The sequence below is a fragment of the Desulforhopalus glucosivorans genome (assembly GCF_054397165.1).
This window is the reverse complement of sequence record NZ_AP044854.1, coordinates 3,171,993-3,188,649: the sequence shown is the minus strand read 5'-3', so window position 1 is coordinate 3,188,649 and position 16,657 is coordinate 3,171,993. Positions and strand designations below refer to the sequence as shown.

General features: G+C 44.5%; 12 protein-coding genes. 1 reads left to right on the top strand and 11 read right to left on the bottom strand.

The annotated features are described in order from the left end of the window. Positions 1–172: 172 nt before the first annotated feature. The gene (locus ACX6CI_RS13790; RefSeq protein WP_458774223.1) at positions 173–646 is read right to left on the bottom strand and encodes a hypothetical protein; all 474 of its coding nucleotides are present in this window, start codon (positions 644–646) and stop codon (positions 173–175) included. Positions 647–698: 52 nt separating this feature from the next. Beyond that, positions 699–1,217, bottom strand: coding sequence for a hypothetical protein (locus tag ACX6CI_RS13785; protein ID WP_458774222.1), 519 nt, complete (start codon positions 1,215–1,217; stop codon positions 699–701). Between the two features lie 868 nt (positions 1,218–2,085). Between ACX6CI_RS13785 and ACX6CI_RS13780 the strand changes: the two genes are divergently transcribed. Next, the gene (locus tag ACX6CI_RS13780; RefSeq protein ID WP_458774221.1) at positions 2,086–3,141 is read left to right on the top strand and encodes a cytochrome c3 family protein; all 1,056 of its coding nucleotides are present in this window, start codon (positions 2,086–2,088) and stop codon (positions 3,139–3,141) included. 485 nt (positions 3,142–3,626) lie between these two features. Here the strand turns inward: ACX6CI_RS13780 and ACX6CI_RS13775 are convergent, their stop codons facing one another. The 9 genes from ACX6CI_RS13775 to ACX6CI_RS13735 all read right to left on the bottom strand — a co-directional run bounded on the left by ACX6CI_RS13775 (position 3,627) and on the right by ACX6CI_RS13735 (position 16,580). Further along, positions 3,627–4,043: a PqqD family protein gene (locus tag ACX6CI_RS13775; protein WP_458774220.1), complete on the bottom strand. Its 417-nt coding sequence runs from the start codon at positions 4,041–4,043 to the stop codon at positions 3,627–3,629. Beyond that, positions 4,021–4,890, bottom strand: a complete 870-nt coding sequence (locus ACX6CI_RS13770; RefSeq protein ID WP_458774219.1) for a hypothetical protein — start codon at positions 4,888–4,890, stop codon at positions 4,021–4,023. Before ACX6CI_RS13770 ends, ACX6CI_RS13775 begins: the two co-directional genes overlap by 23 nt. Beyond that, a complete protein-coding gene (locus ACX6CI_RS13765) occupies positions 4,887–5,495 on the bottom strand; it encodes a hypothetical protein (RefSeq protein ID WP_458774218.1) in 609 nt (202 codons plus the stop codon). Before ACX6CI_RS13765 ends, ACX6CI_RS13770 begins: the two co-directional genes overlap by 4 nt. A gap of 251 nt (positions 5,496–5,746) precedes the next feature. Further along, positions 5,747–7,705 (bottom strand): peptide transporter, encoded by a 1,959-nt coding sequence (locus tag ACX6CI_RS13760; RefSeq protein ID WP_458774217.1) that lies wholly within the window; start codon positions 7,703–7,705, stop codon positions 5,747–5,749. A 136-nt stretch (positions 7,706–7,841) separates the two neighbouring features. Then, complete coding sequence (locus tag ACX6CI_RS13755; protein WP_458774216.1) at positions 7,842–9,842, bottom strand: DUF6785 family protein; 2,001 nt, start codon at positions 9,840–9,842, stop codon at positions 7,842–7,844. Next, positions 9,842–14,680, bottom strand: coding sequence for an FtsX-like permease family protein (locus ACX6CI_RS13750; protein WP_458774215.1), 4,839 nt, complete (start codon positions 14,678–14,680; stop codon positions 9,842–9,844). The genes ACX6CI_RS13755 and ACX6CI_RS13750 overlap by 1 nt, the downstream gene beginning before the upstream one ends. 32 nt (positions 14,681–14,712) lie before the next feature. After that, positions 14,713–15,450, bottom strand: a complete 738-nt coding sequence (locus tag ACX6CI_RS13745; RefSeq protein ID WP_458774214.1) for an ABC transporter ATP-binding protein — start codon at positions 15,448–15,450, stop codon at positions 14,713–14,715. A gap of 27 nt (positions 15,451–15,477) precedes the next feature. Then, the gene (locus ACX6CI_RS13740) at positions 15,478–16,104 is read right to left on the bottom strand and encodes an ABC transporter permease (protein WP_458774213.1); all 627 of its coding nucleotides are present in this window, start codon (positions 16,102–16,104) and stop codon (positions 15,478–15,480) included. A 281-nt stretch (positions 16,105–16,385) separates the two neighbouring features. Further along, entirely contained in the window at positions 16,386–16,580 is a 195-nt protein-coding gene (locus ACX6CI_RS13735; protein ID WP_458774212.1) for a twitching motility protein, read from the bottom strand. Positions 16,581–16,657 lie beyond the last annotated feature (77 nt).

Here is a 16,657-nt window from a genome sequence, read left to right as displayed (position 1 = left end):
AACTTAGGGGTGACATGATCCAAAGAAGAACAGGAATAGTATTAACTGAGTAAGGCATGAAGGAATGTGATACTGCCAGGGCTAACCTTCAAGGCCAGATTACATAATACTGCCATGTCATCCTTTCCTGTACCTTTCAAAAATGAAGCAAAGTGAGCATGATTAGAAACAATCAATGGCTGATCTTTTGTAGAGGTCTGACAGGAAAAATGCCAAACTTATTTTTTAAGTAAATAGCCTGTAACAAAAAGAAACAGCCAACTACCATGAAACCGATCGGGCCAATAACGTAATACAACAAGTTATTTGCAATCGCGCTTTGACCTTCTTTTCTTTTATATATGATACTTAACGACTCTCCTTTCTGAGGCTTGGTGAACCAATGAGTTTTCGCTTTGCTTCTGAACTCATGTGTTTTACCTAAACCATCCTCGTATCGAATGAGAGGTCTGCCGCCAAGAACCGTAGTGGTAGCTGGATGCTCAATTATTCCAGACGTCTCAACGCCCATCAATCGAAAGTCTACGTAATAGTAAAGTTTGCTACAACCCGTGATTATCAGCATGACGCCCACGAGAAGGAAAAATACTCGTAGAATGGCCGAGTTCTTATTCAGTGGTGCGAAGGTAAAGGTTTTGTTCTTCATACTATTCTCCCTGTGTTAGAGGAATAAAATATCTGATATTATTACCACAATTTCATGGGTTGATAATTTCGTAAGGGGAAGCCTCCCATTCCAGGATTTGAGTTTGTATTTCTTCATCAAGATCCTCAAACTTACCCTTTTTAAGGACATTTTCCTGAAAGGTAGCCCACCAATTAACCAATTCAACCGGCCCCATCCGTTCTCTTGCTTTCATCATTGCTGTCGTTTTTAAACGATCTATCCTTTGCTGCAAATCCGTCTGAACCCATTTTATAAAAAGCTCTTGCTGTTCCTGGCTACCTGGATCAGTAACAACGCAAGTGGCCATTTTCCAATTGTCATAACTCATGATCCCAGCACCCCATTCTTTTATTATCATAACCGGCTGGCCATGTTTTGATGTTAAATGCTCTGTTGTAAGTTTCGCGGTCAAGTTGACTAATTCACCGGTAGAAAAATCTCTTGCCGTAATCTTCATTTCCTCCTTTAGCTGTTGATGCTGGACAGCCCACATAAGCACGGCATCAAAGACTTTTGGCTTGTGTTTGTACCAGTTGTTAAGAGTCTGCACGCTCTCACCGATTATCTCAGACAGTTCAACCAGGCTTTTTAGGCCCTCGGCCTTGCATTTTTCAGACGGTTTCATTACGAATTGCTCCACACCTTTAGTTTTGTAGTTATGGGTGAAGTTTACTAAAATAATTTTAGTTAGTCAAGGGTTGTGTATTGTTTGATGCAGACATTACTAAAATAATTTTAGTAATTCTCATTGAGAGTGTTGCTAGGAACAGCTTTGTTGAGTGTGTGAGGATCTTCTATAGTGAGTGAAACGATCAAAAACAAGAAAAGAACGCTACGATATTTTTAGGAACCGAACAAGATAACTATTTCTAATCTAACTTAATAATAGTTGAACTTGCCCAACTGCATCTTTCCAATAATCAACTGGGTCGCAATTGTAGACTATTCTTGTATCTCTTCCGGAAAGGAGAGGATAGGAAATGATTACCGACCAGAGACTCAAAATCGGCGATGTACAGGAACAAGGTCAAGCATGAGCATGGAACCAAATCTGGTACTTTCAATCTGGCAATGTTAACTGCAAACTCTGTTAATGAAATCGTTTTAAACAACAAAAAAACAGCTGTGCTTCAACATCACAGAGGTAGATGTTCTTTGGCATTGTCTATCATGAAGTTGCTCCATTTCTGAACATTCCATACAAATAAGCAGATCTACTTTCAGGAGAACAAGCTTATAGTATCAATTCCACTGTTTCAATTCATAACAGCAGCTGATATAATGAGAGGTGTTAATGTAGGAAGGGTGCCACAAAAGTGGCAAGCTAAGCTACACCACTCTCCGTCTCTTGTTCTAATATTGTCGACAAACAGTGTCGTAAGGACCTGTTAACATATATCATTCAAAGGGAGGACTGTATGAGAACGAAACTGCTTCTGTTTACTCTGTCAATTTTCTGTATTTTTACATTATCTACAGCACTGGCAGATGATTATGTAGGCTCAGAAAAGTGTTTTGAATGTCATGCTGAACAGTTTAATAAATGGCAGGCTTCAGGGCATCCATGGAAACTTCGCAAAGTCGAAAAAGCAAGGTACGCAAAGTTACCTCTGCCGCCAGGATACAGCTGGGATGATATCTCTTACGTTATTGGAGGAGCGGTCAAAAAGGCCCGGTTTATCGACAAGGAAGGATACATAATTACATCAGCCAAAGATGGCTCTGAAGCAAAGACTCAGTACAACCTGGAAGATGGGAGTTGGTCATTCTACCATAAAGGAGAGAAGAAACCTTATAAGTGCGGTCCCTGCCATATGACTGCATATTCAAAGGAAGGGAATCAAGACAATATGCCGGGAATGATCGGCACATGGGCGGAAGATGGAATCACTTGTGAGGAATGCCATGGTCCCGGAATGGAGCATCTCCGGAATCCCGTTAAAGAGACTATAAACAAAGTCACTGAGGTAGATTTATGCGGTAAGTGCCACCAACGAGGTGGTACCGGGCCAGAACCTCCAGCAAAGGGCGGGTTTATTCGTCATCATGAGCAGATTAATGAATTGAAAGCAGGTGCTCATGGAGACCTCTCTTGTGTAGAATGTCATAATCCCCATGAGCGTGCTATTCTCGTTAAAAAGAACCTCTGTGCTGATTGCCATGAGGACATCTCTGTAAACTATGCTAAGACGTTACACGGCAAGCAGGGTACTGAATGTATTGAGTGTCATATGCCAAAGGCCAGCAAGTCGGCAATAAGTGTTGCCAGCTATACTGGCGATGTACGTACACACATTGTAAAGATTAATACGGCAGCTGACGCCAACATGTTCAAAGAAGTTGAGAAAAATGGGAAAAAAGCAACGTATGCAAAGGGTTTTGTCACTGTGGAATATACCTGCCTAAGCTGTCATAGCAGTAGAGACAAAGCATGGGCATCTAAGTATGCTACTAATTTCCACGACAACAAATAGTATTCTATCTGGTTACTAGCAACATACAAACAACCGCAACGTTTTTGCGGTTGTTTGTAATGGATTATGCAGAAAAAGATGATTCCAGAACATTGACTATCGTAGCTTGCCTGATCAGATCACAACAGCAATGTCAACGCCTCTAATTTGATTTTTTCCTGTAAATAAAAGCAACAAAATACCTGGAAAACCTAAAACCAAACAAGCATTCCAAGATCAGGCCTTGTCCATGAGCACCGAAACATGATGGTATTTTGGGATAGAATCAAGGTGCCAGAGAAGTTGCGGATAAACCCGACAATTTTATTCTCGAGGTTAGCCTTGGCTAAGGTCAACCATTTAAGAAATCCTGCAACTTAGGATTCTTCCTGTTCTTCTTTGGATCGCCTCAATGAGTGAGCGTCGATGTCGCCAGGCATGAGGGAAGACAGTACCCCAGAAACAGCCAATAAGGGATATATTTAAAACGATAGTATTGTTAGAGATCAAGGCACAGGAAATTTAATTACGATAAGACCACGCCGTCCAAGTTCACGCAAAAAAGTTGTCACTGAAACCTCAGCTTCTTGAAGGGTTAATCCAGCAGGTGGAGCTATTTTTTTGATAATGGTTTTTACATCTGTTTCTCCATCAAGCATCAGCCAAACCCTGCTGCCAATGTTGTCTAGTTGAAGTTTCTTTGTGAGTCTCTGCTCCTCGCCCTTGTTAAACTTTTTAGCGATACTGATAAAAAATGGTTTGATGGCAAGCGGGTACTCGATAATCACCTTGTGAGCCTCATCTTCATCCCAGCTAATTGAAGGCACACGTGCGGGAACACAGGCGAGGGATTCTGTACGGGTTACCTTTGGCTCTTCTGGGGGAACTGTAGTTTTACGTCTAAACAATCTTAAAAGTTTCATAACAGTAATTCACATCGTCTTCAGAAATTGGGCGAGTGGAAGAGATTAAACAAGCGAGAAGCCTGTCATGTTTGACTACTTGCCATATTCTAGCTTCTATAAAGGGTTTCTCTTTTCGCATTCTAAGTAATATTTGTTTGCCCAGGCTCGGACAACGTGAGGCGTGGCAGCTGATATTATCTGAAGACAATTCTGTCTGCAATTCTCGCGTGCCTGCTAGGGTGAGTAAGGTGCTTTGAAGAGATTCTTCTGCAAGTCGTGTTGCGGCCTGACCTAATCTGCATATTTGCAGGGTGTAGTTATTTGCTTTAAAGGATAAGCGACTGAGCCCAGCCTTAAAGGTATAGTCCGTGAGCTGTACCTCTAATGGCGTCTGAATAGAAAAGTCCTGAATCTGCCATAGTGTCTGTTTAAAACCATGGCAGCATATGGAGCTGAGGGTTTGAGATATTTTTGTCAGCGCAGTGGTTGTTGTGCTGAGTAGTTGAAAAATAACAACGGTGTTACACTGACTGCAGTAACATACGCCACCACTTTCCATTGGGCCTTTTCCACGGAAGTAGCGAACGTGGGTGTAGGTGTCGTTTAGAGGCAGCATTTCTGCCGGAAGAGCAGTCTCTTTGCTTGTGAGACCAAGGTTGTTCCACCATTCTGCACTTTTTTTAGACCAGTTTTTATCGGTTAATGGACCAATTGTCTTCCAGCGAATCTGGAGAACGGGCTCAAAGTCCTCTTCAAACACCAGATGTTCTGGTTCTGAAACAATTACCTCCCAATTCTGGGGAGATTGCAGACGCAAGCCATTCCAGCCGATCGCAATAGTATGTTTGGTGAGTGAATCAATCACTTTTGTGGGGCGGGAATAAGATGGGACCAGTCGCTCTTTTTGAGTTCTTCAAGGCGACCAGTATCAAAACCTTCCCTACTTTCTTCACACATATCCATAAAGCATCGACGTTCATCTGCGATTTTGTCTGGGTAGGATAGTTTGATCATATTACCAATGGTTTCATTGGAATCTTTACTATTATACTGCAATTTGAGCGTGACTCTATCATCATTTTTGTCAGTGAAATGCCATTTCCAGATATACTTTAGACCAAATGAGTCTCCACTCCAGGTATCAGGATCTCCATAGGTAGATTTTATCTTTTTGAGCAATTTGTTGTAAAACTTTTTACTCTTATCCTCATACTTCATATCAATTTTAAGGATAACATCTTGATTAAGGCAGATGCCATAGGAAATAACACCTTTTCTAAAGCCGTGCCAGTCAGTTACCACCACTTCCTTCATGAAGTTTGAATCAATTATCTCAGGATACGCTGTCACATTACTTCCAAGGCTGATCCCTGCGATGGAGATGGGAACCTGAGCATCTTTTGCATAGGTAACAGTGCAGCAGATAATCAAAAGAGAAAGTACTGTTAGGGTGGGTAGTAGTTTATTCATCTATCATCTCATTATCATATAACTAACCCCGATAAACGGGATACGTACCTTGTGAATTACCAGAAACAATGAATGTACCTCAACTCAGTTTCTCGGAGTCTACTCTACCTGTTTTTTATGACAGGTTTTCCTGAGTAAGGTACTAACTAAGGTTCATTTTTATCTAGTAGAAATAATGGTGGTTGTAAAGCGCGGTGTCAAGTAAGGACACATTCGGATTATGTGATGCTGTCTGTGGTAAGCCCAAAATATTAGTAGGCCATATGACCAAGAGATTTCATAATAAGAGCAAAACCCATGGCGAACATGCCGCTCAACCCCATACCGCAGGAAAATCCGGCAAGCAGAACCGGAGCATATTGTCGCCACATCGGTCCAAATTTCTTCAAGAAATAATACCTTCCTAAGAGTGCACCGGCTACCTCAAGAACCAGACCATGGGGAGTGGATTGACCAAGGCCTCGTACGACACCATAAATAAGGAGTACGGGAAGGCCAAAGAGTGAGAGCACCATATACATGACCAGTCCAAACCCAAGTCCTGAAAAGACAGTTGTACCGTTGAGTGCCTGATAGAACATTGAATTACCCTCAAGGGTCGAGGTCTGCATAAGCAGGGTGTTTAAGGCTTGAAGGTGCCAGAGTTCCTGGGCAAAGGGGTAATTTGCAGAAGGTATGGGGGCAAGGCGCCAGATAAACTGTGAAAAGATCAGGCTTGCGACCATAACAATAGGAAAGACGAGAAGCTCTGCCTTGATAATTCCACGAAGGGATGTGCCGGTCAGTTCAATCTGTCTAAACTGTACTGTTGCTTCCCCGTAGTTATGAATAGGGATTGGGGCATACCATATTTCAATGCCCTGATAACCAAAGAATCTCGCTCCTGCAATAAAACTTGCTTCTCTTACCAGAGGCAGACTCACAAACTGGCCGGCAATTCCTTCCATACGGGCGGTAATGTAGGAAATAATCGGAGTATAAATGAAGCCGTAACCAAGGAAAAAGACCCATGGAAAGGATGGCACCAGCCAGACACAGAGTCCAACATAGGCAAGGGTTGAGAAAAAATAGATGGCAATTGCAATCCAGAAATTGAAATCGCCACGTCCAGGAGGTGGGTTAAAGAGATCGTGGAGTGTTCCTCTGTTGGAATCCTTTTCGCGAAATGATCGTACCACTGACCAGATACCAATGACACCGATGGCAAGGCCTAAGCCAATACCAAAGCTCATATAAAAATCAAAATTATTGGCAAAGACAGTATCCACAGTAGCCATTCCAGGATGCCACCTGTTCAGGATTCCTGCCGAATAGAGTATTGGGTTGAGTATTATGGTTATGATAAGACCAATAAGGCCGCCTATTACCGCCCAAAATGGGAGGACCATCCCGATAAATAGAAGTCCAAGATCAAGTTGAAGACCTGTCGCTACTGCAGGAAGAACGTTTTCGGTATATCTGGTCAGTTCAATCCAGGGGATGGGGATAAGACGGATCTGTTCTGTGAAAATGAGCCCTGAAATGATTGGAAGGAGCACATAGATAAAGCCAAAGGCAAGGCCAATAACCCCACCTATTGCAAAGACCCTCCATTTCCAACTCTCTTTTTTCTCCTCAGCGGATTCGGCCAGAGCCATGGTACCAAGGGCTGCAACAGGGGCCATTGGGAACGGAAGTTTTTCTACATCAGACGTAATACGGTAAAGCGCATAGCCAAGACCAAAGTGATCGATACGTTGTATGATCTGGGAGCCTACAAGCAGCAAAATCGGGATAAGCCAGTCCCTGTGAAAAAATGTTCGCTCCACCATGGACATTGAGTCTGGCCCAGGGGCAATCCAGGTGGGAATAAACTCTGTTACTCCAAGCATTCTTGCGGCGTCTGATTGCACAAGATACTGGTTCCATAGCAGGCCCGAAAAGGGTGAAGCGAGGGCTGCGCCTGCCATATAGTAGAGTAAAAATATTTCCTGTTGTTTAAGATCTGAATGGGCCCGTTTGGCGATTTCTGCAAAAAGTATGATGGTAACCCAGCGTGCAGCAGGGCCAATGCCCTGACCGATCACAAGCTGCAGGTACATGGATCCCGGCATCATCAGAAAGCCGATAAAGATGGCTCCGATAATAGTCTTCCAGTCAAACCCCTCCTCAAAATTCTTTGGGGGAGGTAGAAGATCCCGGTATTCTTTTAGTTCTTTGTCGTCATACATATGTATACCGCCTGGCAATAGTTTTACTACTGCCTATAACTTTCTGTCCCAAGTTTCTCATACGTTCGTTTTTGTACATAAGATGTTGAAAGTACCTTGATTACAGTGAAATTGAGACAATACTATTGAAACGTTTCTAGTCAGGTAAGACCTGATAACTTACATCGGTAAATAGGCCAACTATGGCCCAGCCACCACCCATGAGAAAATCTCCAATGATAAGACCAATAAAGAAGAATTGGAGTTTTCTGAAAAGACCAACGCCACCATAGCGCATGCAAAGGGTGTTGCAGGCCCAGCCAATAAAAAAGCTCACCCAGAGAATTCTCATGGCAGAACTGTATGCTGTGAGGTAACCGATGGGATGGATGGGCCACCAGTAGAGCCGGTGGTAACAGGTAACCAGTATAAGCATTAACAGTGCACCGATGATAGCAAAGATAAAAACCCAGCTCCCCGTTACCGTTTCTGTTGCTATAAGTTTATAGATGTTTTCATACACCGTGGTTGTGGTCTGGGTGGCCCAGTCAAGCTGCAGTTCTCGTATACCATAACGGTAGCAGAGCGCCATCATACTGAGAATCGATGCTGTCATTGAGGCTACGATGGTGAGCGCAAGACCTGAAAAAAGAAGGATTGAAGGATGACGGTTCTGGTGGAGATGTCGACCATGTAAAAGTGAAGGCATGAGGGATTCACGCAGATCAACAAAGAGAACCTTCTGGCTGATTCCAGCAAGTACTCCACTAGCACCGGCAAGAATTTTTGCTCCAAAAAGAGCAATGATTCCATCGGTGGGAGCGGCAGTTAAGGTAAAGTATGCAAGACCACCCTGGCAGATTATTCTGGTTGCCACAAGCATGATCATAAAAAACGCACCTACAACCATAAATGCAGTGGGGATGGTCATTCCGAGCTGCACATACCAGCTGATGAGCAGACCAAATCCGATGACTGCTCCCCAGAAAGAAATACGGACGTCAAACCATTCAGAACGATCCGGGGCTGGTGATTTCAAGAAAAATGATTGTTTACAAACATCAAGCAGGTGCAGGCGAGCGAGCCAGACAAGGAAAAGAAAGAACACCCCGTAGGCACCAATCATTTGCATCTCTTCAGGCCGCGCAAGCGTTGGACCAAAGGTGACCCCAAGTTCTGAGCTAGGAATTGAGTAGCCAAGAAGGCCGAGTATCCCATAAAAGAGGCAGCCCGCAAGAAAGAAGGCCCAGAAAGAAAAGGATATCTGTCTTGAGGTGAGAAAGGCAAAGCCGATGAAGGAGGGGTAGAGGTAAATCTTTAATTTACTAAATCCTGTGAGAAGACCGGTATCCGAGAAATATGGACCAGCTAGAAAGAGAGTCGGAATCGATGGAACGGATGGGTAGTAAAGGTTCAGTCCATTTACAAGATGTATAAAGATAGGAATAGAAAGCCCGGTGAGCAAAAAACGATTAAGGAAAAACTCCCCGGTTTTCCCGTCACTTACCGCATTACTGAGCATCTCTGGAACTTTTAACAAAGGGAAATTCATTCTTTCGTTGTGGATCCATTGACGTGAAAGAATGTTGATAAGAAAAAGCATAACCAGATATGAGACCAGGATAAACCCGCCCCAGAGGCTAAGGGGTTTAACCCAGGATTCCCATGGAATGGCAGTTATCACCTCAAGCCAGCCCATATCACGACCTGCAGGCAAACCATTATAGAGCATTTCAATGGCAGTATGGTTTGTCGGGGTCAAAGATGGTGGTATAAGCGGGTGCAGCACCTCATCCCAGCGATTTCCAGGAGTTGCAAATTGTACAGGAACTGTGAGGTTAATGAGAAATGTTCTGGCAAAACCGGTGTAGGCAATACCCGAACCGATAACCATTTCAATCCATACGATAAGAAGTTCAGGACCGTTTAAGAGTAGAGGTGATGTAAAGATTCTGCAGATGATTGTGACCAGAACTGCAAGAAGCAGAAATATAAAAAACGGGGCGAGGGGGAAGTGCCCTCCACCAAGAGGGGTCGCTCTCAGGTATATGTTATTATATGGGGTGAGCAGGCAGATTGCCACGGCAAAGAGCATGCCTACAATAGGTGCTCTCCATCTGATTGTCCTTGAGTTGTTTGTGAATTCGCTCGTTGTCATCAGGCTACCTCTGCAGGTGGTTGAGTTGGAAGAGGTGAGCCGTTGTCATCGGGTGTGTGCATTATTTTTTTAAATGATTGCTGTAATTCTCGGTGTGCTTCATCATCAAGAGATCTCCATATAAGGAGTTGTTTCCTGAATTCATGCAAGAAAGAGGTGTTAATTCTCTGCCAAATACCTGACTCCCCGGATTGGCGTTGTAGAGTGATCTTTATCTCAAGAAAATCCTCACCCTCCGTTGCCGGACAAAACTGAATATCTGCCGTCTGCATTATTCCAAAATCAAACGGAGCGAGCCATATGTTGGCACGGATGTGGAGACATTTCAGGTCATTCGGGTTGTCTGAAAGGTTCACCATTTCGACAATTTCATCAACGGTGGAACAGCTGAAGATAACATCTACAGGGCCAGTGGAAAAGAGGCCGTGGGAGATGTCCTGATGACTGATCAGATAGGAGTGGATAAAACCTCCTATGGACTCATGTTCTCTGTACTTCATGAGAAACGGGAGGGTGACAGTAATCTGGTTATTAACAGGAGCCGGAAGTTTGAACGTCCGGTTTACATCAGGGATGGCAATTCTGGCGGCAACCCTTGAGGGGTATATAACTGAGATCAGGACCACAAGGATAACAAGGATCATTGCTGCAACGCCGGCCATGGATGAGTAGTTAACTGTGATGCCTTGCCAGAGAGATGTTGTCGACAGTATTGCGGCAGAAACCTGGGCCACAAGATAACCGAGTACAACGGATATTACCGCAAGGGCCATGGCTTCTGCCACAAATAAGAAGGCCACATGGGAGGGGGCAAGTCCAACAGATGTATAAACAGCTATTTCACCTTTTCGTTCGTATACCGAGCTAATCATTGTGTTGAGAACAATGAGTATTGAGATAAGCAGGGGGATAATGATATTGGGAACCCCGCTGTAGTTCATGGTGTCACTGATATTGTAGAGCCACACCCCGTTTTTCTCTCCGGTGAAGATTGCAAGGTTAAATCTATCCGAGAGTTCTGTGGCAATATTTTTAATGTTGCTCGAATCCTCAGGACGCACTGCAATGCTTTTAAGACGTCCTCCTGCGGCAAGCATCGTTCTTGCGGGGATGATGGCGATCTGGCCTGCTGGAATGTGCTGGTAACGGCTTTGAAAGGATCTGACATCGTCGCCCGATTCCATGGCCTCAAGTTCTTCCTCAGACATTTCTGCTCCGGCCTCTTCAGGAAAGATAACCGGGGTGAGAGGTTCTCCATCAAGGTCAATGGCGCTATCAAAACGCTCTCCGTTAAAGGTTCCAATGACCGTAAATGGGCTTCCCCATAACTCTACTGTTTCTGATGCTCCGGGAGTAACTCCAAGTTCTTTTGCCATCTGCTCTTCTAAGATAATGGCAGTACGGTCTGTATCGGTGAACCATCTTCCCGTGGATAAAAGGTTGTTGAGACCAGTCACATAGGCCTCATTTGGACTGAGGCCTATGAGTCCCTGGGCATTGATCTGAAACGTCCCATTTCTAAGCGGAACGGTGACAGGCTTAGAGGGATCATGGCTCTCCTGCCAAACCCTGGGGGCGGGCTTATTAATGGTGGCCATGGAGGTGACAAGGATATCTGTTGCCTGGGGTGGAAGGCTCTGTCTGTTAACCTTTTTGAGTAGCAGTCCCTGATAAGGAGCTTCAGCTTGGAAAAGAAGCCGAACCTGCTGCTGATTAGACTTGATGGTGGTAAAGCTCATTATGGTAAAGGTCAAAATAATGAGTGTTGTACAGGTCAATATGGTCCTGATACGTCTCCGCCTGAGATTGGAAACGCCAAGGAAAAAGGCAGCGGTAAAGGCCTTCCAGCGACTGATCTCTTCAGGGCGTTTATGACTTGCTCTTCGTTGGAGGAGTTCCATTTCATCTTCAAAGCGAAAGAAGATGATAAGCGTCACCATAAAGGATAGGCCAATGATGAAAAAGGCGAGGATGACGACCATGGGACTGTAGGCGAGCTCAAAGGCAGGGTGAACGTTATAGATAATGGTGATCAGCAGGACGAGGATGACACTAAAGCCGATAATCCGCTTATAGATATTGGCGAAGCTAAAGAGAAATCTCTCCATTACAAAGGCAAAGGGAACAAAGAGAGCGATGTAAAAGAGGACACCAAAAAGAACATCTTTCTGGGTTTTCTCAACCTGTACATATACCCTGGCTGCAAGAGCCAGCGCCTCTGCTGCTTTTTCGCGAGCCTGGGAGTAGACAAAATTTTCGTATCCGTTTTGGCTTTCCGCAAGAGCCTTCATGCCTCTATTCTTCAGCTCATTGATGCGTTCGTCAAATATTCCATGACTTTCCAGGTTGTTAATTCTGGGAGTAAGTAGTCTCCAGGCGTCCTGTGCGGCGTGGTAGGTGGTGTTAAATATGGCTGGATATTGATCAACCGGGTAACCAATACCAAGGGCCTTGTCCTCATTGCCGTTTGTGAGGATCATTTTGTTGGTCAGCACCGTATCAGACAGTGTGAGTTTCAACATTGTACCCGGTTCTGTATAGATAGAAGAAATTATTGAATCCCTTGTATCGATTCTACTGTACCAGAAATGCTCGGGAGGAGCGTCTCTTCTGCCATCAAAGAGATGCAGCTTGGTCATGAAGGCAAAACTGCGCGGTTCAAGAAGGTCAAAAAGTGTTGTTTCCCTGCAGTTGAACATGACCAGATCAGTGTGCATCGACTTACGCAGGAGCTTAAGACGGTAGTTATTTTTACCGGTCTCTTTTTTATCAATGGCCCAAATGACCTTGCCACTTTCTGGGTCGAACTTGTAGCCTTCAATGACGAGTTTATCTAAGACATGCTTTTTATCGGCTAATCCTTTAACTGTGAAATAGCCGAGTTCATCCACCATGGAGTAGTACTTACTCAGTCCCTGATAACCGAGTATGGTTGTGTTGTTAGCGGGGAAGTTGGCAAAAAGCTCACCCTGGAGCAAAAGGTTTGTTCTAGCCGTAACGGTGACAAAACCATCTCGGGGTAATTTGTCGTTGTGTAGTTTGTCACTTGTTCCAAGGGCACGTATGAGATGTTCCACCAGTTGTGCTTGTTCATAGAGGTAGTTCCAGTCGATGTTTTTCTGGGTATCATCTGGTGTGCCCCAGAGCTGCCTTGCATCTCCTGTGGTCACTAGGGTGAGGCCGAGGTAACCAGCAAGAGCGCTGACCTCGCCACCAAGGTTGGGGCGGTCAAAGAACCAGGAGTCCCAGCTGCGCAAATGGCTTGGACGCAGGGTGTCCTGATAATTTACCCGTGTAGATTGGGGCGCATGTTCAGCTGCATCTTCAAGTACCTTGGCTATGGGACTGTAGATGCCCGTTCTGTTTATTGTTCGTTTAAGGTTATAGAGCCAGCCTTTATTAAAGGCACCTACACCGTCACCGTGTCCGGACAAGTGGAGGCTGACCATTGCCGCAACCTCAAAATCCCGCACAGTGTTTCTAAATGAGGTGGCTGAAGTGAGGCTTTTTTGCTGGTGCTCGATATCCTGTAATACTCTCAGCCCTCGTTCTATGGCCTGAGGTAGAATCTGCTTAAAGATGTCTAGTTCTTCAGGTGGCAGGTCATGGAAGCTTTCTGCCCAGCTGAGCCTTCTATAGAGAAAACGTTGACTGGCAGTCTCAGAAATTAAGGACTTATCTTCACTGTTTGCCCCCTTCATGCGCAGTTGAATGAGCCTGCGGGATATCTGGTCGACGGCGTTGTTAATGCTGTGGCGGACGGCCCTACTGAGCAGGAGGTCTCTTTCACTGTCGGCTTTAAGGGGGAAGGAGAGAGATTGGAGAAGATCGAGATTTTCCTGCTGTAATGCTCGTTCCTTTTTTAGAGATTTCTTTGTATCGCGTAAATCCTTTGATCTGGCGTTAAGACTCCACATTACATCGCGCATACCTGCAAGAGTCTGTGCCTGACCACTGGTTGCAAGGAGCATGACTGAACGTTTGGGTGGGGCTTTACTAAGGCTTGTGGCGAGTTCTAAAAAGGTTGCAATTGAACTGGATGCATCAGCCCCTGGAGAATTACCCGCTACAAATTCCTCGTTGTCAAAAAAAGATTCGATTACAAGCAGTTGCTCTCGTAATGTTGGATCACTTCCTTCAATGACTGTGTATATATTTTCAGCGAGCGTGTTTTCCCAGACGGCCTTTGAACTGACTTCAACACTTTGTGCCACCGGGGTGTTCTTGGGAGTAAGAGCGCCAAAAATGGATTCTGCCTCTTCAAACCCCATGAAAAAGCATGGAAACTGAAGGGGGGTGAGTTCTGATTTCTCTGTAAAGAAAATCTTACTTTTACCCGTTTGGTTTTGGAGGAAGATAGCAGCTTTGACACCAATTGATGCAAGTCTCTGCCAATTACGGCCTGAGTCAAAATCAAGAAGTACAATACTGTCTTTGAGATCTATTCCATCAAGGTCACTCAATTCTCCTTTTCCAACATAATAGATGGGCGCGATGAGAGTTCCGTCTGTGGCCTCGGGGGTGATGGCATTGTATATAAGTGGCGCGAGAGGGTATTCTTTACTGTTTACCCTCAGCTGGGCTCCAAGAAAGCGACGTACAGGGAGGTTGTAGAGATAACTTTGTGGTTCCAGATCAAGTGCAGTTAGCTTGTTTTTGATGAATTCAAGACTTTTAAGATACCCCGCTGATCCAGTTGATCTGCTGTCAAAACTACTCAAGGTCTGAATATTTTCAGTCAGACGATTTTTATCGATCTCTCCATAGGCCGCAAATGGGCTGCAGGCCATGAGGGTAAGAAGAACGATAAGGATATGTAGGATAGAAGAGTTTCGCATTCAATAGGGTCTAAGAATTTTCGTAATGGTGATTAGCTGGTACTCGCAAGGCCACCTGTTTGTATATCCAGTTCGTCTCTTTCCTGGATTTTGTCAATCCGTCCGTCCCGAATCCAGATTACCTGGTCTGAGACGTTAAGCATCTTATAATCGTGGGTAGCGGATATGACGGTCACGCCACGTTCAAGACTCATTGTTTTGAGGAGCTTAATGATATCTTCCCCTGTTGTTAGATCTAGATTTCCGGTGGGCTCATCGGCCAGTATAATTGATGGACTGTTGGCAAGAGCCCTGGCAACAGCGACCCTTTGTTGCTGGCCACCTGATAATTCTGAGGGGCGATGACTGTGTCGTCCGTCAAGGCCCACCTGGTCAAGGAGTTGCATTCCTCGTTTATTGGCGTCATCTGAAGGGATACCAGCAAATGTCATGGGAATGGTAATGTTTTCAAGGGCTGTCATTACCGGAATCAGATTAAAGGTCTGAAAAATATATCCAATTTTCCTGCATCTAAGCCAGGCAAGTTCATAGGCGTCGAGCTGGGCGATATCAACTTCATCGATAAAAACTTTACCGCCGGTAGGTTTGTCGAGGCCGCCGATCATATTGAACAGCGTAGACTTTCCAGAGCCTGAAGGGCCCATGATGGAAATATACTTTCCAGCTTCTATCTCAAGGTCTATTCCCTTAAGGACCTTTACCACAATCTTTCCAAGGTCAAAGTCTTTTGTGACCCCGGAAACTCTAACAATATTATTACTCTCACCCATAGCAGAGTCCCTTCTCTTAAGCTTAAGCTATTGATCAACGCGCATGGCTTCAACCGGCTGCATTCTCGAGGCCACAATGGCTGGATAAAGAACTCCCACAAGACTTAAAAATGTTCCAGTGCACATGGCATAAAACATTGTAAGAGAAATGGTTGACCATGGAATATACATAATTGCCGAAAATCCAAACGTAACGAGGGTGGAGAGAAAGGCAACAAATCCTCCAAGAAGTGCACCCAAGAATCCTCCGGCAAGCCCTTGAAGAGTTGCTTCAATGACAAAAATTCTAACAATAAAGCGGTCTAGTGCTCCAAGACACTTAAGAGTACCAATTTCTCGAAACCGCTCTGTAACTGACATCAGTTGGGCGTTTATGATCCCCACCACGCAGGTGAGCAGGGAAAGAAATACTATCCATCTCTGTTTAGCCGAACTTGCTATTGTCCCGGTTTCACTGTTTATATCGTAGCCGGCCTTGCTGAGACTTCGTTCTATGGCAGGGTTGCCGGATTCAAGAAGACCTGATGCTGTGTCATTACCAGCTTGTATGAAGGTGAAAAATGCAACAGCAAGAACAAGACTCATGGTCGTTACCAGAGAGCGAAAAAATCGTACTCTGATGGATTGGTAGGCCATCTGAAAGGATTTTGACAAAGGTAATGCAACCAAGCGTCTCATGGGTCTGATAGCCTTTCTAAGTAGGGGAACAAAATAATACTAACAATGAAGAGATGAATTCTACTTTATAAATCTAGCTGCTTATCAACGTGTTGTCAATGTAGAGAAAACTAATTGAACAAGTTACAGTGAAGATAACTTTTTAGAGTGAATTCAGAAGGAAAGCTCGTTGAGACTAAACGTGATAGAGCACGTACGTTTGGCTGGGGAGAGGTTGCCCATCAGTGAGTTTGCTGATGGGCCGGGTGGAAGGCAGGCTAGTTCATGATGTCGCCTTCAACCATTTGCATGATCTCGGCCTGGAACTCTTCATCATTCATCAGCTTGGTCGCAATCGCCTGGCAAATTGCTCCGGCGAGGTTTGTATGATCTGATGCTGCTATATCCACGGTGATTTCACCATCTTCTGAAGCATCCAGGATTAAGGCTGATTGGTTTTTTGTGAGCTCCATATGGAAAGTTACTCCTTTTATGTAACAATAATTAATGTAATAATGATATCTTAAGTAATTCTAGATATAAAATATAC